Annotated in this window: 13 protein-coding genes; 4 read left to right on the top strand and 9 right to left on the bottom strand. The window is 72.7% G+C overall.

The genetic code is table 11. The annotated features are described in order from the left end of the window. The first annotated feature begins 20 nt into the window (after positions 1–20). Together EDD27_RS12125 and EDD27_RS12120 are read left to right on the top strand one after the other, a co-directional pair. Positions 21–1,778 carry an AMP-dependent synthetase/ligase gene (locus EDD27_RS12125; RefSeq protein WP_127932506.1) on the top strand — a complete coding sequence of 586 codons (1,758 nt, stop codon included), beginning with the start codon at positions 21–23 and terminating at the stop codon, positions 1,776–1,778. A gap of 60 nt (positions 1,779–1,838) precedes the next feature. Next, positions 1,839–2,252: an acyl-CoA thioesterase gene (locus tag EDD27_RS12120; RefSeq protein ID WP_127932505.1), complete on the top strand. Its 414-nt coding sequence runs from the start codon at positions 1,839–1,841 to the stop codon at positions 2,250–2,252. 57 nt (positions 2,253–2,309) lie between these two features. Here the strand turns inward: EDD27_RS12120 and EDD27_RS12115 are convergent, their stop codons facing one another. Then, positions 2,310–3,251: an acyltransferase domain-containing protein gene (locus tag EDD27_RS12115; protein ID WP_164903583.1), complete on the bottom strand. Its 942-nt coding sequence runs from the start codon at positions 3,249–3,251 to the stop codon at positions 2,310–2,312. A 32-nt stretch (positions 3,252–3,283) separates the two neighbouring features. After that, positions 3,284–4,243, bottom strand: a complete 960-nt coding sequence (gene meaB / locus EDD27_RS12110; protein WP_127932504.1) for a methylmalonyl Co-A mutase-associated GTPase MeaB — start codon at positions 4,241–4,243, stop codon at positions 3,284–3,286. A gap of 110 nt (positions 4,244–4,353) precedes the next feature. Between meaB and EDD27_RS12105 the strand changes: the two genes are divergently transcribed. Then, complete coding sequence (locus EDD27_RS12105; protein ID WP_127932503.1) at positions 4,354–6,648, top strand: serine/threonine-protein kinase; 2,295 nt, start codon at positions 4,354–4,356, stop codon at positions 6,646–6,648. Here the strand turns inward: EDD27_RS12105 and scpA are convergent. The 5 genes from scpA to EDD27_RS12080 form a co-directional block, all read right to left on the bottom strand. Further along, the gene (gene scpA / locus EDD27_RS12100) at positions 6,626–8,779 is read right to left on the bottom strand and encodes a methylmalonyl-CoA mutase (protein WP_127932502.1); all 2,154 of its coding nucleotides are present in this window, start codon (positions 8,777–8,779) and stop codon (positions 6,626–6,628) included. The two genes, EDD27_RS12105 and scpA, sit on opposite strands and share 23 nt — an antisense overlap. Continuing rightward, on the bottom strand, positions 8,776–10,527 hold the full coding sequence (locus tag EDD27_RS12095; protein ID WP_127932501.1) for a methylmalonyl-CoA mutase subunit beta: 1,752 nt from the start codon (positions 10,525–10,527) through the stop codon (positions 8,776–8,778). Before EDD27_RS12095 ends, scpA begins: the two co-directional genes overlap by 4 nt. A 53-nt stretch (positions 10,528–10,580) precedes the next feature. After that, positions 10,581–11,354 carry a peptidoglycan recognition protein family protein gene (locus EDD27_RS12090; protein WP_127932500.1) on the bottom strand — a complete coding sequence of 258 codons (774 nt, stop codon included), beginning with the start codon at positions 11,352–11,354 and terminating at the stop codon, positions 10,581–10,583. A gap of 81 nt (positions 11,355–11,435) precedes the next feature. After that, entirely contained in the window at positions 11,436–12,374 is a 939-nt protein-coding gene (gene mtnA, locus EDD27_RS12085) for an S-methyl-5-thioribose-1-phosphate isomerase (RefSeq protein WP_127932499.1), read from the bottom strand. Between the two features lie 19 nt (positions 12,375–12,393). Further along, complete coding sequence (locus EDD27_RS12080) at positions 12,394–14,259, bottom strand: CASTOR/POLLUX-related putative ion channel (RefSeq protein ID WP_127932498.1); 1,866 nt, start codon at positions 14,257–14,259, stop codon at positions 12,394–12,396. Positions 14,260–14,454: 195 nt separating this feature from the next. Between EDD27_RS12080 and EDD27_RS12075 the strand changes: the two genes are divergently transcribed. Beyond that, positions 14,455–15,567, top strand: coding sequence for a DUF5925 domain-containing protein (locus EDD27_RS12075; RefSeq protein WP_127932497.1), 1,113 nt, complete (start codon positions 14,455–14,457; stop codon positions 15,565–15,567). Here EDD27_RS12075 and EDD27_RS12070 read toward each other — a convergent pair. Together EDD27_RS12070 and EDD27_RS12065 are read right to left on the bottom strand one after the other, a co-directional pair. After that, positions 15,564–18,221, bottom strand: a complete 2,658-nt coding sequence (locus tag EDD27_RS12070; protein WP_127932496.1) for a DUF6493 family protein — start codon at positions 18,219–18,221, stop codon at positions 15,564–15,566. The genes EDD27_RS12075 and EDD27_RS12070 overlap by 4 nt on opposite strands. After that, positions 18,218–19,546, bottom strand: a complete 1,329-nt coding sequence (locus EDD27_RS12065; RefSeq protein ID WP_164903582.1) for an SWIM zinc finger family protein — start codon at positions 19,544–19,546, stop codon at positions 18,218–18,220. The genes EDD27_RS12070 and EDD27_RS12065 overlap by 4 nt, the downstream gene beginning before the upstream one ends. Between the last annotated feature and the right edge of the window lie 67 nt (positions 19,547–19,613).

Below are 19,613 nucleotides of genomic sequence, written 5' to 3'. Positions count from 1 at the left end.
CACTTCCCAGGAGGCCAGGCATGTCCAGCATTCCCGCCCTGCTACGCGACCGGATCGCGGCCACCCCAGACGCCGAGGCGTACCGAGTGCCCAGCGCCGGCGGCTGGGAATCGATGTCGTGGCGGGAGGTGGGTGATCGGGTCCGCGGACTGGCGCTGGGCCTCGCGAAACTGGGCGCCGGGCCCGGCAAGCGCGTGTCCATCCTGTGCTCGACCCGGCTCGAATGGATCCTCACCGACCTCGCCGTGCTGGCGACCGGCGCGGCCACGACCACGATCTACCCGTCCAACACGGCCGCCGAGTCGGCCTTCGTCATCACCGACTCCGGCAGCACGATCGTCATCGCCGAGAACGACGACCAGGTCGCCAAGCTCCGCTCGGTGCAGAAGGAGCTGCCGGACGTCACGCACGTGGTCGTCATCGACGGCTCCCCGAGCGACGACGGCTGGGTGGTCACGCTCGAGTCGGTGAGCACCGGCGAAGGGGACTACGACGCGATGGTGGACGCCATCGCCGAGGACGACCTCGCCACCCTCATCTACACCTCCGGCACCACCGGCCGGCCCAAGGGCGTGGAGCTGACCCACGACAACTGGCTCTACACCGGCGAGGCGGTCGCCAAGCTCAACCTCATCTCCCCGGATGACCTGCACTTCCTGTGGCTGCCGCTGTCGCACTCGTTCGGCAAGCTGCTCGAGGTCGTGATGATCCACATCGGGGTGCCGACGGCGATCGACGGCCGCCTCGACAAGATCGCCGAGAACCTCGGCGTGGTCAAGCCGACGATCATGGCGGCCGCGCCGCGGATCTTCGAGAAGATCCACAACACGGTGACCGCGACCGTGCGGCGCGAGGGCGGCGCCAAGCTGAAGATCTTCAACTGGGCGCGCGCGACCGGCATCAGAGTCGCCCGGGCCCGCCAGGCCGGCGCGACCATCCCGCTCACCACCCGTGTCGAGTACGCCCTGGCAGACCGCCTGGTCTTCGCCAAGCTCCGCGACCGGTTCGGCGGCCGGATCCGCTACTTCATCTCCGGCGCCGCCCCGCTGTCCATGGAGATGGCCGAGTTCTTCGACGCGGCCGGCCTGACGATCCTCGAGGGTTACGGCCTGACCGAGTCGTCGGCGGGCAGCTTCCTCAACCGGCCGGAGTCGGCGAAGTTCGGCACGGTGGGCCCGCCGCTGCCCGGCACCGAGGTCCGCATCGCCGACGACGGCGAGATCCTCATCGGCGGACGCGGCATCATGCGCGGCTACCACGGCCTGCCGAAGGAGACGGCCGAGGCGCTGGAGGACGGCTGGCTGCACACCGGCGACATCGGCGAACTCGACGCCGAGGGACGGCTGCGCATCACCGACCGCAAGAAAGAGCTGATCAAGACCTCCGGCGGCAAGTACGTCGCGCCCACATACCTCGAGGGCAAGATCAAGGCGACCTGCCCGTACGTGTCGCACGTGTTCGTGCACGGCGACCGGCGCAACTACGTCACGGCGCTGGTCACGCTGGACATGGACGTGGTCAAGCCGTGGGCGCAGGCCGAGGGCCTGCCGGAGGACCCGCGCGAGCTGCGCGAGCATCCGCGCATGCGCGAGGAGGTCCAGAAGGCCGTCGACCAGGTCAACGCCGAGCAGGCCAGCTACGCCACGGTCAAGAAGTTCGCGATCCTGGCCGACGACTTCGCGGTGGAGACGGGCGAGCTGACGCCCAGCCTCAAGATCAAGCGCAAGGCGGTCGAGGAGCGTTACGGCGAGACGCTGGACTCCTTCTACGAGGGCTAGGGCGGGTGGGCGGGGAGCCGGACGGCCCCCGCTCACGCTCGCGCGCATAGGGTTCCAGTCGTGATCTCGCATCTCCCGGTACGCCCGCGGCACTGCGATGCGCAGGCGATGATGCACGCCACCCGCTACTACGAGTACTTCGAGGACGCCTTCCTCGACTGGCTCGCCGCCAGGGGCGGTTACGACCGGCTCCGGCGGGAGGGCGCCGACCTGGTCGTCAAGGCGAGCGGCTGCGAGCACCACTCCCCCGCCCGCCTCGGCGACGTGCTGGCGGTGGAGAGCACGCCCGCCAGGGTCGGCACGACGTCCCTCACGATGACGTTCACGATGCGGCGCGCGGAGGACGAGCTGGTGGCCGTCGGCACGATCACGTACGTGTGCGTCCGCGACGGCCGGGCGGCCCCCTTGCCCGCGATGCTCACCCGTCCCTCCATAGAAGGGCCGGGCCTCGGGGCCGGGAGCGATCAGGCCTGAGCGGTGACGGGCGCTGTCCGAGCCCATGCGGCTGGACACCGCGCGGGCGCGAACGCATCAGAAGCGGAGCCAGCCGACCCGGCCGTGCCAGGTGCCGCCGGCCGCCAGGTGGTCGGCGATCCCCCGTTCCAGGCTCGTGCGGCGGGGCAACGCGGCCGGGTTTGCGGCGTCGGCGCCGAACACGAACCCCAGCGTGTCGGCGTCGTCGAGCCTGTGTAACAGGTGGAAGCGCCGCTGGAAGGCCACGATGTTGGAGCCGGCCGGCAGGTAGCGGGCGAGCTGGTCGTCCAGGAGCCACGACGCGCACACCATGACGTGCCGGCGCTCCTGCGGGAAATGCCGCGGGAAGAAGGTCCTGGCCCGTGCGAACGACGCGTCGCACGCCTCCGGTGTCAGCGGGCCGTGGAAGTCGGGGATGTGCACGCCCAGCGCCGGGCCGCCGGGCCCCACGGGCAGCCCGGCCGCACGCACCGCCGTCCCGGTCCTCGTGCCCAGCCGGCAGCGGTTGAACTGGAGCCGGCCCAGCTCGAACAGCAGGCCCCTGGCGTGCAGCATGAACCACTGGGGCGCGTTCAGCCCGCCCGTGCCGTGCCGCTTGCGGTGCACGGCCATGTTGCGCCCCAGGTCGGCGAACGTCGCCCAGGACACCTCCTCCGGGACGCCCAGCTCGCGGTGGTAGCGCCGGGTGTGCGGGAGGGTGGCGAGGAAGACGTACACGTAGAAGTACGGGCCCAGCTCGGGCAGCGGCCGGAACGGCGGCGGGTCGTCCAGGCTGCCCATCGTGGACACCAGCGAGTGCGCGCACCGCTCGGCCAGCCACCACTCAGGGGTGCCCGGCTGCGGGCGGGCCGCGAGGACGGCGTTGACGTCCTCGTGCGGCACGGTGAGCCTGAGCAGCTCCGACGGCAGATCGTCGGGGAAGGCGAGGTCGAAGCCGCCCAGGGGTTCAAGGTGCGCGAGCCAGTCCGGGTGGTCGCGCAGGAGGGCCTTGGCGTCCATCGGGTCAGCTTAGCCGGGCCATGTGGGGCTGGTCAGGGGCGCTTGAAGGCGGACAGCAGGCGATCGGCCGCGAGCGACGGCGTCAGCTCGCCCGCGAGGACCTCGCGTTCGATCTCCTCCCTGATCGCCGCCACCGCGGGGTCGTTGCGCAGCTCGGACAGCAGCCGCTCGCGGACGAGGGTCCACGTCCAGCCGACTTGCTGGGCGCGGCGCTTGGCGGGCAGGTCGAGCGACTCCCGGTGGGCCATGACCTGACGCCACAGGCGCTCCAGGCCGTCGCCGGTGAGGCCGCTGCAGGTGAGCACCGGCGGCGGGGTGGAGTCCGAGCGCAGCATGCGCAGCGCGCCCGCCAGCTCGCGCGCGGCCTTCCTGGCCGGCAGCGCGTACTCGCCGTCGGCCTTGTTGACCGCGATCACGTCGGCCAGCTCCAGCACGCCCTTTTTGATGCCCTGCAGCTGGTCGCCGGTGCGGGCCAGGGTGAGCAGCAGGAACGTGTCCACCATGTCGGCCACCGCGGTCTCGGACTGCCCGACGCCTACGGTCTCGACCAGGACGACGTCGAAGCCGGCCGCCTCGACCACGACCATGGCCTCCCTGGTCGCCTTGGTGACGCCGCCGAGGGTGCCCGAGGTGGGTGAGGGACGGATGAAGGCGGCCGGGTCCACCGCCAGGCGGGCCATGCGCGTCTTGTCGCCCAGGATGCTGCCGCCCGTCCTGCTGGAGGACGGGTCCACGGCCAGCACGGCGACCTTGCGCCCCTGCCCGGTCAGGAGCGTGCCGAGGGAGTCGATGAACGTGGACTTGCCCACGCCGGGCACCCCAGAGACGCCGACCCGGCACGCGTGGCCGGTGAGCGGCATGAGCTCGACGAGCAGGCGCTGGGCCAGGGCCATGTGGTCGGGCCTGGTCGACTCGACCAGGGTGATCGCGCGGGCGATCCACGTACGCGAGCCTGCCCGTACGCCCTCGGCGTAGTCCTCCAGCGCGTGCACCCGATTAACCCCTTTCTCCTGTTTGATCAGCCTAACTTCTGACAAGTCTTGACATTTGCCAGTAGGGTGCTGGAGTTCTCTTCTCAGCCGTCACAGGAGTCACTCCCCTCATGCCCAACGTCGAACCCCTGCGCGACGGCGACCCGGCGGCTGTGGGACCTTACCGGTTGGTCGGACGGCTCGGCGCGGGGGGCCACGGTGTCGTTTACCTTGGCCAAGCCCGCAACGGGACCCCCGTCGCCGTCAAGGTGCTGCGTGAAGGGCCGGCCGGGAAGGAACGCCTCGCCGCGGCGATCGCCGCGGCGCGCGAGGTCGAGCCGTTCTGCCTGGCGCGGGTGCTCGACGGATCCACCGATGGGCGGCCGTACATCGTCTCCGAGTACGTCGAGGGCCGCTCTCTGCAGCAGGCGGCGCCGCTCGCCGGGACGGAGCTGCGGCGGCTGGCCGTGGCGACCGCGACCGCGCTGGACGCCATCCACCAGGCCGGCGTGCTGCACCTGGACTTCAAGCCACCGAACGTGCTGATCGAGCCCGACGGGGCGCGGGTCGTCGACTTCGGCATCGCCGGGGCGCTCGGGGCGGGGATGAGCGCGACCGGCAACGTCGTGGGCACGCCCGCGTACATGGCGCCGGAGCAGCTGGCCGGGAAGGCCGCGGGGGCGCCGGCGGACGTGTTCGCGTGGGCGTCGGTGGCGGTGTTCGCGGCCACGGGGGTGCCGCCGTTCGGGGACGACTCGCTGCCGGCCGTCGCCAACCGCATCCTGCGTGACGAGCCGCGGATCGATGAGCTTGGGCCGCCGTTGCGCGACGTCGTGGCCGCCTGCCTGGCCAAGGATCCCGCCGCCCGGCCCACGATGCGTGACGTGCTGCTGCGGCTGATCGGCGGCGAACGGCCGGACCAGCCGCGCCGCCATCCGGCCCGCACCCCCGCCAACGACGACTACGCGACCCCGGCCAGCCCCGCCCGCGCCACCCCGCCCGCCTCCCACGGCGAGGCCGCATCCGGCACGGCCGCCCGCCTCGACCCCGCCTCTGGCCCGCGCACCGCTCCTGTGTCGAGAGCCGACTCGGCGCACCCTGGCCGGGCATCACGGGCTGACTCGGCGCACCCTGGCCGGGCATCACGGGCTGACTCGGCGCACCCTGGCCGGGCATCACGGGCTGACTCGGCGCACCCTCGCCGGCCGTCGCAGCACGACCCGGCGCACCCCGGCCGGGAGCTGCATGACGACCCGGCAGAAGCCGCCGCACCGCACCACGGCGCGGGCCCGCACCAGCCCTCCGCAACGTACGCGACCCAGCCGCTGTCGGCCCCGGTGGACGTGCCCCTGGCCGCCCGCGAGTTCCCCGCCGCCGGACAGGCGACCGGCGGGCAGCCTGGCATCACGCACCACACCGCCGGACACACGACAGGCGGGAACTCCAGCGTCGCCCACCACGCCACCGGACACACGTCCGGCGCGAACTCCAGCGTCGCCCACCACGCCACCGGACTCACGACCGGCGGAAACTCCAGCGCCACGCACCATGGCATCGGCGGGCACGCTGTCGAAGGCGCTCATCCGGCCGCGGGACATGTGGCCGTCGGCGGATACCAGGGCGGGAGCGGGGACGCCGCCGACGCCGGGTATCCGGGCGGTGTCGCGTATGCGGCCGACCACGGGCGCTCGGGCGCGGCGGCGGGCGAGCCCGAGCCGGTCGGCGGGGCCGCGGCGCAACACTCGGCGCTCGTCGACATCCTCGTCGCGGGCCGGCCCGGCACCAGCGGCAAGGCGCCGAAACGGCCCGCGCGGCGACGGTTGAAGACCGTGATGATCGCGGGCGTCTCCGGCGTGTCCGTCCTGGCCCTGGCCGCCGCCATCGTGTGGCTGACCCCGACGACCCCCACGCCCAAGGCCGACGGAGCTCGCACCGTGCCCAGCACCGCCGGCGCGCCCACCTCCGACGCGTCGCCCACCCCCACCAGGACGCCACGCTCTCAGCGCACCCGCACCGCCAGACCGACCCCGCAGACCGATGGCACCCCCAGCATCGTGCCCACAGACGGGCCCACTGACGGGCCGTCCGCCGAGACGACGCCCGCCGCCGTCACCGGCCGGCTCAGGGTCGTCTACCTGCGGGCGGGCGGCACGCTCGACGGCGACTGCTGGGCCGGCGGCGAGGTGACGCTGCAGGCGCTGGTCGCGCGGACGGGCGACCCGTTGACATTCAGGTACGCCTGGCTCATCGACGGCGTCCCCGTCGCCCGCTCCTCCGCGATCATCTCCGAGAACGGGCGGCGTTACCTGACCTCCCCGCGCAACCTCACGGGCACGGCAGGGGCGACCCACCGCGTCACGTTGCGGATCACCTCTCCCGTCCCCATGCAGCGGTCCATCTCGGTCACGCTGTGTGACGACGTCTGAGCTCCTCCAGCAGGTCGAGCGCGGCGTCGGCGATCACGGTGCCCGGCGGGAAGATCGCGGCGGCGCCGGCGGCCCGCAGCTCGTCGTGATCGCCCGGCGGGATGACCCCGCCCACGACGATCATGATGTCGGCGGCGTCGAGGTCGGCCAGCGCCTGACGCAGCGCGGGCACCAGCGTGAGATGCCCGGCGGCCAGCGACGAGACGCCGACGATGTGCACGTCGGCCTCGACCGCCTGCCTCGCGACCTCTTCGGGGGTCTGGAACAGCGGGCCGACGTCCACGTCGAAGCCCAGGTCGGCGAAGGCGGTGGCGATCACCTTCTGGCCGCGGTCGTGGCCGTCCTGGCCCATCTTGGCCACCAGGATGCGGGGGCGGCGGCCCTCGGCCCGCTCGAAGTCCGCGCAGGCCTGGCGGGCGCGTTCGATGTTGGCGGCGTGGCCGGACTCGTCGCGATACACCCCTGAGATGGTACGGACCTGCTCGGCGTGCCGGCCGAACACCCGCTCGAGCGCGTCGGAGATCTCGCCCACCGTGGCCTTGGCCCGGGCGGCGTCCACGGCCAGCTTGAGCAGGTTGTTGTCCAGGCCGGGCGCCGGGTTGTCGGCGGCCTTGGTGAGCGCGTCGAGCGCGTGCCGCACGGCGACGTCGTCGCGTTCGGCCCGGAGCCTGGCCAGCTTCTCCAGCTGCTGGGCGCGGACGGCGCTGTTGTCGACCTTGAGAACCTCGATGGCCTCATCGCTCTCGGCGCGGTATTTGTTCACGCCGATCACCGGCTGCCGCCCCGAGTCGATGCGGGCCTGCGTGCGGGCCGCCGCCTCCTCGATGCGGAGCTTGGGCAGCCCGGCCTCGATGGCTCTGGCCATGCCGCCGGCGGCCTCGACCTCCTGGATGTGGTCCCAGGCGCGCTCGGCCAGGTCGTGAGTGAGGCGTTCGACGTAGTAGGAGCCTCCCCAGGGGTCGATCGGGCGCGTGGTGCCGGACTCCTGCTGCAGGAGGAGCTGGGTGTTGCGGGCGATCCGGGCGGAGAAGTCGGTGGGCAGCGCCAGGGCCTCGTCGAGGGCGTTGGTGTGCAGGGACTGGGTGTGGCCCTGGGTGGCGGCCATGGCCTCGACGCAGGTGCGGACGACGTTGGTGAAGACGTCCTGCGCGGTCAGCGACCAGCCGGAGGTCTGACTGTGCGTACGCAGGCTCAGCGACTTCGGGTTCTTCGCGCCGAACCCGGAGACGAGCTTCGCCCACAACAACCGGGCGGCCCGCAGCTTGGCGACCTCCATGAAGAAGTTCATGCCGATGCACCAGAAGAACGACAACCTCGGCGCGAACCTGTCGACGTCCATCCCGGCCGCGACCCCGGCCCGCAGGTATTCGACGCCGTCGGCCAGCGTGTACGCCAGCTCCAGGTCGCACGTCGCCCCGGCCTCCTGGATGTGGTAGCCGGAGATGCTGATCGAGTTGAACTTCGGCATCTTCTCGCTGGTGTAGGCGAAGATGTCGGAGATGATCCGCATCGACGGCGCCGGCGGGTAGATGTAGGTGTTGCGGACCATGAACTCCTTGAGGATGTCGTTCTGGATGGTCCCGGCGAGCTGCTCCGGCGGCACACCCTGTTCCTCGGCGGCCACGATGTACAGCGCCAGCACCGGCAGCACGGCGCCGTTCATGGTCATCGACACCGACATCCTGTCGAGGGGGATCCCGTCGAACAGCTGCCGCATGTCATAGATCGAGTCGATCGCCACCCCGGCCATGCCCACGTCGCCGGCCACGCGCGGGTGGTCGGAGTCGTATCCGCGGTGCGTGGCCAGGTCGAAGGCCACCGACAGGCCCTTCTGGCCGGCCGCGAGGTTGCGGCGGTAGAAGGCGTTGGAGTCCTCGGCCGTGGAGAAGCCGGCGTACTGGCGGATGGTCCACGGCTGGTTGACGTACATGGTGGGGTACGGTCCGCGCAGGTACGGAGCCGCGCCGGGATACGTACGCAGGAAGTCCAGGCCTTCGAGGTCCTGAGCCGTGTAGACCGGCTTGACGGCGATGCCCTCAGGCGTCTCCCAGACCTCGCCCTCGGCCTTCGGCTCCTGCCCCTGCTGATCGGGCAGGGGGTTGAGCGGGATGCCGGAGAAGTCCGGGATCATCGGGTCACCTCCAGGTCGTCGAAGGTCGTGCGCAGCACCTGCAGCGCGTCGCAGCCCGCGTAGACGTTGGCGTCCACACCGTCGTACTGCCCCTTGCCCGCCAGCCACACCTTCCTCGCCCCCGCTTTGCGCAGCGCGGCGGCCACGGCGGCGGCGTGCTGGGCGTACAGCTTGTCGCTGGAGCACAGGCAGGCGACGGTGGTGCCGGAGACGGCGAAGGCGGTGGCGATCTGCTCGGGGTCGGCGCCGGGGCCCGCGGTCTCGGTGGCCAGGCCGCCCGCCTGGAACAGGTTCGCGGCGAACGCGGCCCGCGCGGTGTGGGCGGCGACGGGGCCGATGGTGGCGAGGAACACCGTGGGCCGCTCAGGCTGGGCGTCGGCGAGATCCCGCAACGCCTCGAACTCCTCGGCGTAACGCACCTTCGGCAACCCGCCCTCTCCCGGTGCGGTCAGGGGCATGGGGGACGGGGGGCGGCGGAGTGGCTGCTCACCCAGGTTCGGGAACTCGCTGACCCCGGTGATCGGGAAGCGGCGGTGGGCGACGTCGTCGGCGCGGCGGTCCCGGGTGGCGGCGATGCGCTCCGCGACCAGCCCGGCGGCCGCGTCGATCCCGCCCGCGGCCTCGATCTCCTGGAACCACGCCCACGCCCGGTCGGCCAGGTCGGCCGTGCGGCGCTCGACGTACCAGGATCCGCCCGCCGGATCGATCACCCGCCCGACCCCCGACTCCTCCAGCAGCAGCGACTGCGTGTTGCGGGCGATGCGGCGCGAGAACGCGTCCGGCAGCCCGAGAGCGGCGTCGAACGGCTGCACAGTGACCGCCTCGGCCCCGCCCACCCCGGCAGCGAAGCAGGCGAGCGTGGTACGCAGCATGTTCACCCAGGGATCGCGGGCGGTCATCATGGCCAAGCTGGTCACCGCATGTTGCCGCTGCGCCCCGTGCGCGGCCGCGCCGCAGACCTCGGCGACCCTGGCCCACAACCGGCGGGCGGCCCGCAGCTTCGCGACGGTGGCGAACTGGTCGGCGGTGGCGGCGTACCGGAACTCGATCTGCCCTAGCGCTTGCTCAACAGAGAGACCGGCCCCAGTGAGTGTCCGTAGCTCCGCGACGCCCCGCGCGATCGAACACCCAAGCTCCTCGGCGTCGCTGCCGCCCGCGTCGTGGTACGGCGTGGCGTCCACGGTGACGGCCCGCAGCCCGGCGGAGCTCGGGAACTCGGCGACGCACCGCAGCGCCAGCTCCGCCCCCACGGCCCCCGAGGCCCCCAGGTTGCCGCTGACCGCGGTGCCGCGTGCCGCGGCCAGCCGGAACAGCGCCTCGGCGGCCTCGCGCGCCAGCCCTCCGGCCTCCAGCACGACGGGGGCCAGGTCGAGGTAGACGCCGGCGAGCACGGTCTCCAGCGCGCCGACCGGGATCGCGCCGTCCCCGACGACCAGCCACAACGACGTGACGCCGTTCTCGAGGTCGGCCTGCACCGCCTCGGGATCGGGCACGGCGTGGCGCTGCCGCACGTCCCAGCCGGAGACCGTCCGCGACCCGCGCACGTATGGTGCCGCCCCGGGCAGCCCCGGATCCCCCGGCAGGTCGTCCATGTCGTAGAGGGGCGCCACTGTCAGCCCGTCATACGTGGCGTGCGACAGGGCCTCCTCCGGCGAGCTTGCCTCGACCCCGGACTTGCGCAGCACCTCCATCGCGAGCGCCCGCCAGTCGTCCCGGGTCGTGGGCTCGAACCCCGATGCGAGTTCCATGATTCGGATAGTAGGCGCAACGCCGCGTCACCAGAAACCCCGGGTCACCCCTGTCAAGGGGCGGGGGCCTCCCACGCCAGCCGCCACGTGACCGGCCCTACGATCCCGTCGTCCTCGATCCCCTGCCGGCGCTGGAACCTGCGGCACACCTCGCGCGAGCCGGGACCGTACGCGCCGTCCACGGCCAGCTCGAAGCCCCGCGTACGCATCTGCCGCTGCCAGGTCCGCACGTCCTCCCCGCGCATCACCGGGGGATACCTCAGCAGCCGCCCGGGAAAGGGCGGCGCGACCGGGCCGGGCCGCGGCGGCGCGGTCCCGCCGGGCCGGGGTGCGCCCCGCCGCACCCAGGCATAGAGGGGGTCGCCGGGGCAGTCGGTGGCGTAGCCGTCGCGGTGCCCTTTGACCTCCTTGCCCGCGTGGCCGTGGTCGCGTACGTGCTGAACGGCGTCGAGTATCGCGTGCAGGAGCCCGTCGGGCGGTTGTACAAGCCCCGCGTTGCCCACCAACCCGAGCACGGCGTAGTGGCCGGCGTTGAGTCCCGGGCCGTTGGCGGCGGGTAAGTGGTGCAGCCCGCGCCCCTCGAACACTTTCATGTGCGGACAAGCCACATACGAATAACCGAGATCGATCCAGCCGTTGCCGTCCATGTGGTGGGCCTGTATCGACCGCACCAGCGACACGCACCCGTCGTGGTCGGACACGATGCCCGGATTGACCCGGCCGCCCGTGTAGTGGACCTTCACGCCCTTGGTCGAGTCAAGCGCGGTGTAGTCGCCGCGCGGCGCACGGGCGTTCCAGTCGCGCCGTAACACCAGGTCAATGGCCACGGTGATCTCCGAGAGAGTCGTCGGGGACACCGAGCGTAACGCGGGCGAAGCGGGCAGGGTCGGGAGATCGGAGAATTCGTTCTAAGGCCTGATTACTCGCTTGTCCGTGACAATCGCCGTAATCAGGTCGTGTGGCGTCACGTCGAAGGCGGGGTTCAGCGCGGGTGTCCCCTCGGGCGCCACCCGTACGCCGCCGAAGGACACGACCTCGTCAGCGGCCCTGTCCTCGATCGTGATGTGATCTCCGGAGGGCGTGCTCTGGTCGATCGTGGACTCGGGCGCCACCACGATGAACGGCACCCCGGCGCGTTCCGCGCCGAGCGCGAGCGCGTACGAGCCGATCTTGTTGGCGGTGTCGCCGTTGGCGGCGATGCGGTCCGCGCCGATGAGCACCGCGTCCACCTCGCCCTTGGCCAGCAGGTACGGTCCCGCCGAGTCGGCGATGAGCCGGTGCGGCGCTCCCATCCTGGCCAGCTCCCAGGTCGTCAGTCTGGCGCCCTGCAGCAGGGGCCGGGTCTCGAGCGCCAGCACCTCGGCCAGCCGTCCGCGCTCGTGCAGCGTCTGCACGACGCCGAGCGCGGTGCCGCGTTCGACGGCGGCGAGGCCGCCCGTGTTGCACACGGTCATGATCCGCAGCCGGTCGCCTTCGAGCAGGTCGGCACCCCGCTCCCCCATGGCCTTGCAGGCGGCGATGTCGTCGTCGCGCACGCGCAGGGCGGCGGCCAGCACCGCCTCGCGGCCCTCGGGCAGGTGGGCGGCGGCACGGTCGACGCCCCAGGCGAGGTTGACGGCGGTGGGCCGGGCGGCGCGGAGCCTGGCGATCTGCTCCGGGTCGCCGTCGGCCAGCACGACGCCGAGCGCGCCGGCCACGCCGAGCGCGGGCGCGCCCCGCACGGCCAGCCGCTGGATGGCGTCGACGAGCTCGTCCACGGTGTGGATGCGGAGCATCACGCATTTGTCGGGCAGCAGCGTCTGGTCCACGAGCTCGACGGCGCCGTCAACCCAGTCAATGGTCCTCACGAGGAAAACGGTAATACGCTCAGCGCTCGGCCAGGACGATCACCGAGTCGCGCTCGCCCAGGACGATGGGCTCCGACTTGCTCGGGTTGAGCACGATGCCGTAGTGCGGCGGGTCGTTGCGGGCGGCCGCGTTGCGGTAGCCGATGGCCGTCTCGCCCCTGCGCCGGGCGGCCTCCACGACCGTGGAGAACGTCACCTTCGTCCCTGTCTTGACGTACGAGGAGGCCGGGCGCGGGTAGATCTCCGACCCGCGCGAGTCGAAGAGATAGCCGAACACGTCCGCCAGGTGCCGGTTCTCGGCCAGCTGTGCGAGCAGCAGGCCGATGACGGTGTCGCTGATCACGATGTCGTCGGCCTCGGTGACCTCGGCCAGGGCGCGGTTGTTCTCGTCGTGCATCTCGCTGACGATCGAGTAGTGCTCGCCGAGCGTGCTCTGCATATCGCGGAGCTGCAGCAGGGTCATGAGCGTGCGCGTGTCGGAGTGGTGGGGGTCGAAGCGGTCGTCGGACAGCACGATGACGTGCTGGAAGAGGCCGACGCCGAGCGACTCGAGCGCGAACCTGTCGGTGGTGTCGCAGTCCTTGACGTTCACGGTGAGGTTGAGCAGTCCGGCCAGGCCGGTGCCGGCCTTGGGGTGGTCGGCGGCGATCTCCAGGACGGAGCCGGGGGCGACGTACCCGTCGAGGTAGCGGACGATCTGCTCCGCCCGGCCGTTCCAGTTGAGCAGGAGCGTGCGCTCGGGCTCGGGAGCCGGGCTCGCCGCCTCGACAATGGCGGCCTCGTCCAGGGACGGCTTGCCGGCGGCCAGGCGCACGTGGGAGTCGTCGTGCGCGATGACGATGACCTCGTCGTCGGCGTTGATGACGATGTCGGAGGACGGGTTCAGCACCACGCCGGACGGCCGGCGCAGGCCGATGACGGAGGCGGTCTGGTACGCGTGCAGCGCCTCCCCGTACGTGACGCCGACGAGCTTCTTCGGCGTGCGCAGGTAGATCTCGCCGCCGTCGAAGTTCAGCAGGTCCATGCAGACCACGGACATGCCGGACTGGCGCGAGGACTGCACGATCAGCCGGGAGGCGGTGTCGTCGGAGTCCACCAGGTGCACGTCCGGGCCGCCGGCCAGGCGGGCGGCGGCGATGTTGCGGCTGGAGGCGAGTCCGGCGACCACCGGCGGGTGCGCGCCGGAACGCTTGGCCAGCGCGAGCAGGATCTTGATCACGTGCGCGTCCGGGTCCTCGCCCTCGGGCGAGAGCACGACCACGGACCGGGCCTTGCCCAGGTTCATCAGCGCGAGGTCGCGCGGCTCGGTGGGCCGTCCGGTGCGGCACACCAGGCGGGTCCCGCCCAGGTCGCCGACGTGCTCGCGGATGGCCTCCTCCATCTCGAGTTTGTCACGTTCCGCCAGCACGGCGATCACCGAGCGCTTCTGGCTGGCGTGGGCCTTGACCAGCTCCCCCACGATCGTGAACATCTGGTCCGACCAGCCGAGCACCACCGTGTGGCCGGACTCGACGATCCGCGAGCGGCCCCTGCGCAGGCGGTCCACCTTCTGCTTGAGCCCGTTCGACAGCAGGCCGACGAGCATGCTGACGATGAACAGGCCGCCGAGCGAGCCGGCGAACATCACGGCCATGTACGCGAGCGAGCCCTTGTCGCTGGCCACCTTGCTCGGGGTGAGGGCGTGCATGAGAGCGATCCAAAGCACCTCCCCGGCGTGGCCCACGCCTTGCGGCTCGCCCGGGGCGAGCCAGAGGGTGAGCGCCGCCACGACCACGATGAGCCCCACCGACACCACCGCGAGCCAGCCGATGAGCGAGGCGGTGCCCTTGGACATCGTGTTGTCGAACCAGTACCGCGCCCGTTCGCGCAACGTGACCTTCGACACTTTCCCCGATACCTCCGTGAAAGGAGTGATTTGACCCAACGCACCAAAGTACCGGGCGATCTTGGCCTGCGCAGGGTGACTGGTAACAGATCGGCCATAGTGCGTCCCGGCCCCGCGTCGCGGACCGGTACGCTCAGCGAGAACCACCGCCAAAACCCTTCGACATCGGACCTGGAGGCCTAGATCATTGACGGTATGTCTGTGATTAGGGAGGTGCCGTTCCCCAGCCCGGACTCCTCTGAGCTCCCCATGAACATCTGGATCGACGACGCCGACTCCGCCATCGACGTGATCGACGCGCTGGCGCTGTCGCCGTTCGCGACCGGCGCCCAGCCCTGGTCCCGTCTGGCAAACCTGGAGCGCGTGCGCCCGGACGCGCCGCTCAGCCCGCCCAGCGGCCGCGTGCTGCGCACGGCGCGCGTCGACGACGGCTCGGAGTCGCGGCTGATCAGCGGCGACGGCTGGACCCTGCGGGTCGTGCGCCACCGCAACCGGACCGCGATGGTCAGCGTGACGGCGGTGACCGAGGAGCTGGCCAAGTCCGTGCTCGAGCAGAGCATCGACGGCGCGGAAGAGTCGGTGCCCGAGGCCGACCACGTCGAGATGGGCTTCTGGTGGCGTGGCACGCACGGCGGCACCCGCTCGGAGAAGCCGATCACCGCGCAGACGTGGTCCGACATCAGCGCCAACTACCCCGGCAAGGTGCGCCCGGCCATCGACAAGCTGATGGCGGTCACCCCCGGCGACGTCAGCGGCCGCCTCATCCTCCTGCACGGCCAGCCGGGCACCGGCAAGACCACGCTGCTGCGCACGCTGGCCAAGCAGTGGCACGATTGGTGCCAGGTGGACTGCGTGCTCGACCCGGAGCGGCTGTTCGACGAGCCCGGCTATCTCATGGAGGTGGCGGTCGGCTATGACTCCGACGACGAGGAGACGCAGCGCTGGCGGCTGCTCGTCCTGGAGGACTGCGACGAGCTGATCAGCGCGGGCGCCAAGGCGCAGGCGGGTCAGGGCCTGTCGCGCCTGCTCAACCTGACCGACGGCCTGCTCGGGCAGGGTCGCGACGTGCTGGTGGCCATCACCACCAACGAGGACCTGGCCCGGCTCCACCCCGCGGTCATCCGCCCGGGCCGCTGCCTGGCGCAGCTCGAGGTCGGCCCGCTCAGCAGGGACGAGGCCGTCGCCTGGCTCGGCACGTCCGAGGGCGTGGGCCCGTCGGGGGCGACGCTCGCGGAGCTCTACGCCATCCGCTCCGGCCGCGCGATCACCCCCGCCACGAGCGACGAGTCCACGGGGCTCTACCTCTAGGTCAAGTAGGTGTGGAGGCGCCGCGCCTCGCGTACGACGTTGTTCGACGCGCGGAGTGCGGCGACCTCCGCCACGCACGGCACCGGCCCTCGCGCCCCGGCCCACCGTGCCGCGCGCAGCGCGAAGGCGAGCGCCTGCGCGTGCCGCGCGTGCGGCCGCTCCCCCGGTCCGGGCAAGAAGACCGGCAGAAACCCCGTCATGACGCGCCACACCTCCCGGTGTGCTCCGAGCGCGGCGGCGCTCTCCAGCGTCTCGAACACCGGCCCCGGCTTGAACCACGTCCTGCGCAGCAACAACGCCAGCTGCCGCCCGAGCTGTTCGGCGTCCAGCTCGCCGCGGGCCGCCATCTCGACCACCGGCCGGGTCCGGTCCTCCGGCGACCTGCCCGCGGACCGGTCGGCCACGAAGTACGCCTGCACGAGCGCGAGCGCCTCGCCGGCGGGCCCACCGGCCAGCGCCTGGGCGCGTGCCTGCGACGGCCGGACCGGGACGGGCCACTGGTAGAGCAGCTGCGGCAGGAAGTGCAGCGCGACGACCTCCCGATCGGACGGCATCATGGACGGCCACCACGCCAGGTACCCGCCGTGGCCCTCCTTGGGCCGCGGGGCGGGGGCGGCGAGCAGCCCGTCGTCCGGCGCCGGCCCCGCTTGGATCCGCGGCATCAGGATGGGGCTGGGCCCGCGGACCGGCTCGCGATCGTCGAGGTATTCGGCCGGCTCCTCCCAGCGCGCGCTGTACGACCAGCCGACTTCGGTGACCGGCTCCGGGCGCCCACCGCCCATCCAGCGTGCCACCACCCGCCCCGCCTCGGAGGTGAGCCGCCTCGCCCGGGCCACCACCTCGGGCGGGATGGCGCGCGGCAGCCGCAGCAGCGCCTGCCGCAGGTCGGCGGGCATGGCCTCGGCGCCGCAGCGCTCGTAGCCCTCCAGCCGCCGGACCAGCTCGGCCGGGTCCAGGTGTCCGGTGGACTGGGTGGGCTCGGCCAGCAGATACGGCGGCAGGCTCCCCGCCCGCAACCCGTCGTGGACCTCGGCCCAGCGCCGCAACAGGAACAGGTGAGGCGCCGAGACCGCGGCGGCCGACGGCAGCCGTGCCGCCACCGGCTTCCCCATGACACCGCCCCTGGGCGACCCGGCACCGCCTGCCGGCGGCGGCTCGGCGCCGGTCCTCTGCGGCCGTTCCTGGAGGAGCCGGACGATCTCACCGGCCCACTGCCGGATGTCGGTCCACGGACCTCGGTCCGCCTCTTGCGGCACCGCATCGCCCGCCAGTCCCGCCACGAGCCCGGCCCGGTCAAGGGCGTGCAGCCGCACGACACCGGCCAGCCACAACTCGGCCGCCTCCCACCCGTCGCCGTGCGGTGCCGGCCCCAGCTCGGCGACCGAGCCGACCGGCGGCGGGAACGGCCCGGCCTGCCGTGGCTCGGGCAGCGGCACAGGCGTGAACCCCTCCTCCTCCCCCGCCTCCCCGCCGAACACGGCCGCCAGCGTCTCCCCCAGGTCCTGCGGCAGCAGCCCGACCGCGTCCCTGAGGGCCTCGGCGCCCGCGGGACCGAACCGTTTGGCGTGCTTGATGGCCAGCCGCACCGCCCTGCCCTGCACGTCGCCGGACGGGCAGGCGAACGCGTACGCCAGCGCGGGCGCCAGCTCGTCCAGCTCGCCGTCCGACGTCCGGGCCAGCTCGTCGAACCAGGCGAGCCCGGCCGTCACCAGCTTGCGCTCGGGCCGGGACAGCAGCGCACGCACCGCCTCGGTCGCCTCGCCGGCGTCCAGCCCGCCGGCCCCGCGCAGGCACCGCAACGCCGGCTCCGCGACCGGTCCTGGCGCGGCGGCCAGCACCCGCATGTAGTCGCGGGCGCGCTTGCTCACCTCGCCGTGCGCAGGGTCGAGCAGCTCGTGCAGGTGAACGAAGAACCGCAGGTCGGCAGCGGTACCGCCGCGCAGGAACCGCCGCAGGCACCCGTCGATCAGCAGGTCACGCCCGATCATGCCGTCCTGCGCGAGCGCCGTGAGCGCGCTCAGCCAGGCGCCCGACCCGGCCGGCCCGGCACGCTCGCGACCGGCAGCCACACCAGGGCGCTCGTCGCGCAGCGCGCGGCCGACGCCCTCGGCCTCGAACAGCCGGGGCAGGAGGTGGTCGAGCAGCGGGTCCGCGCGCAGCTCGGCCGCGGTCGGGGGACGGCTCACCCAGGCGACCACGAGCGGATCGTGCTCCGGCGGGGCCACGCCCGTGTGGCGCAGCATGGCCAGCGCGAGCGCGCCCACGTCGCCGGCGCCGCCGCCGCGCCCGCTGCGCAGTCTCAGGGTGGCGCGTGCGGCGAAGTCGGCCTGCCAGGCCGGCGGGCGGGCCGACAACACGCGCACCAGGAGCGCCGTGACGTCGTCCGCCCTGCTCCCCCGGCCCTGGAAGTCGCGGCGGTTGAGCCAGGCGACCACGGCCGCCGCCCCGCCGATCACGCCCGCACCCGCGACCCGCATCGCGTCGATCCAGCCGTCGTCGCGCCCGGCCGCCGCGGCGATGTGCGCGGGCAGCCCGGCTGCGACGGCACGGCGGCCGGGCCGGTCGAGGGCGAGCACGCACGCGGCGACCCGCTCGGGATCGCCGAGGTCGACGGCCGCCGCCACCGCCTCCCACGGCGTGTCGCCGCTCGTCATACGGTCACCTCGACGTCCACGCGGGCCGCGATCCTGGCCGCCAGCACGTGCTTGCACGGCCCGCGCGAGCCCCGGTGGTCGAACCACCAGGGGCACGTGCACGTGCCCGCCTCGACGCGCACCCGCCGCACCCCGCCGTCGGTCGTCACCTCGGCCGAGTCGCCCTCCAGCCGCACGGCCCCCGACTCCACCAGTGCGCGGGCCGCCGTCAACCGCGGGTTGAGCTGGGCCACCTGCTCCCTGTCGTACGGCAGCTCCCGGTGGAAGTGCGCCGCCTCGTGCAGGTCGTAGCCGACCCGGCCGGCACTGCCGAGCTGGGTGAGCGCGGCGCGTACCCGCTCGATCGTCAGCCCGGAGCGGTCGGCGAGCAGGCCCAGCTCGACCGTGGGCTCGAAGTTGAGCAGCATGCCCACGACGTCGGCGTCCCCTGCGGCCTCGTCGGTGGCCAGGTCGGCGAGCACCGCGCCCTCGCCGGAGAAGCCGCGCCACGGCTCGGGCGAGACGGCGAGGGTGTAGCGCATCCCGGGCAGCTCCAGCTCCCACGCGCCGCTCGTGGAGGAGCCGTCGGCCGGGCCGTACACGCGCAGTTTCTTGGCGAAGCGCAGCAGCGGCATCAGCGTGGCCACCCTCCCGGTGCCCGACAGGCAGACGCCGCCGGGCGCGGGGCCGGAGGAGACGCGCAGGTCGCGGCCCGACGGGACGGCCCAGACGGTGGAACGGGCGCCGCGCGGCAACGAGCGCAGGAAGCGCACGGCGTGCGGCCCGGCCAGCTCGGCCCGCAGGTCGAACCCGGCCGCGATCACCTGCACCTCGGCGAACCCGCGCAGCCACCGCGTCGGCAGCGGCACCTTCTTCTCCACGACGGCGCCGTCGAGCGTGGTGACGGTGAGCTCGTCGGGCCCGACGCCCAGGTGGAGCGGGTCCCGGCCGCCGACCCTGGCCAGGGCCTCGCGCAGCGGGCCGTTGACGTCGACGTTGGTGGTGCCCCGGTCGAGCACGTCGCCGTCGAGCTCCAAGACGTCGAGCCGGGCGTAGACGCCGCCGCAGGCCGAGAACGACTCGAACCTGAGCCGGTCGCCGTCGCACGTCACCACCGGGTCGCGGGTCCAGCCGGGGCGGGGCTGGTGGTAGCGGGTGAGCGCCACGTCGGCGACGGCCAGTAACCCGGCCGCGGCGGGCGCGGCGTGGGACAGCAGCCCGCTGAAGAACCTGGGGTGGGTCTGCGGGCCGGATAACGCCGTGCCGCCCGAGGTCGAGAGGCCGAGCTTGCCATCGGTCAGCGTGGAGGGGCCGGCGTAGGAGTATGCCTGTACCGCTTGAGTCATGCCCCGAACCATAGAGATCTTCACCGACACAATCCGGCTGGTACGTAAACCATCCGATGTGCGACAC

Origin of the sequence: Nonomuraea polychroma (genome assembly GCF_004011505.1) — a bacterium.
In the GTDB taxonomy this organism is placed as follows: Bacteria; Actinomycetota; Actinomycetes; order Streptosporangiales; family Streptosporangiaceae; genus Nonomuraea; species Nonomuraea polychroma.
This window is presented reverse-complemented; position numbering and strand designations above follow the sequence as displayed.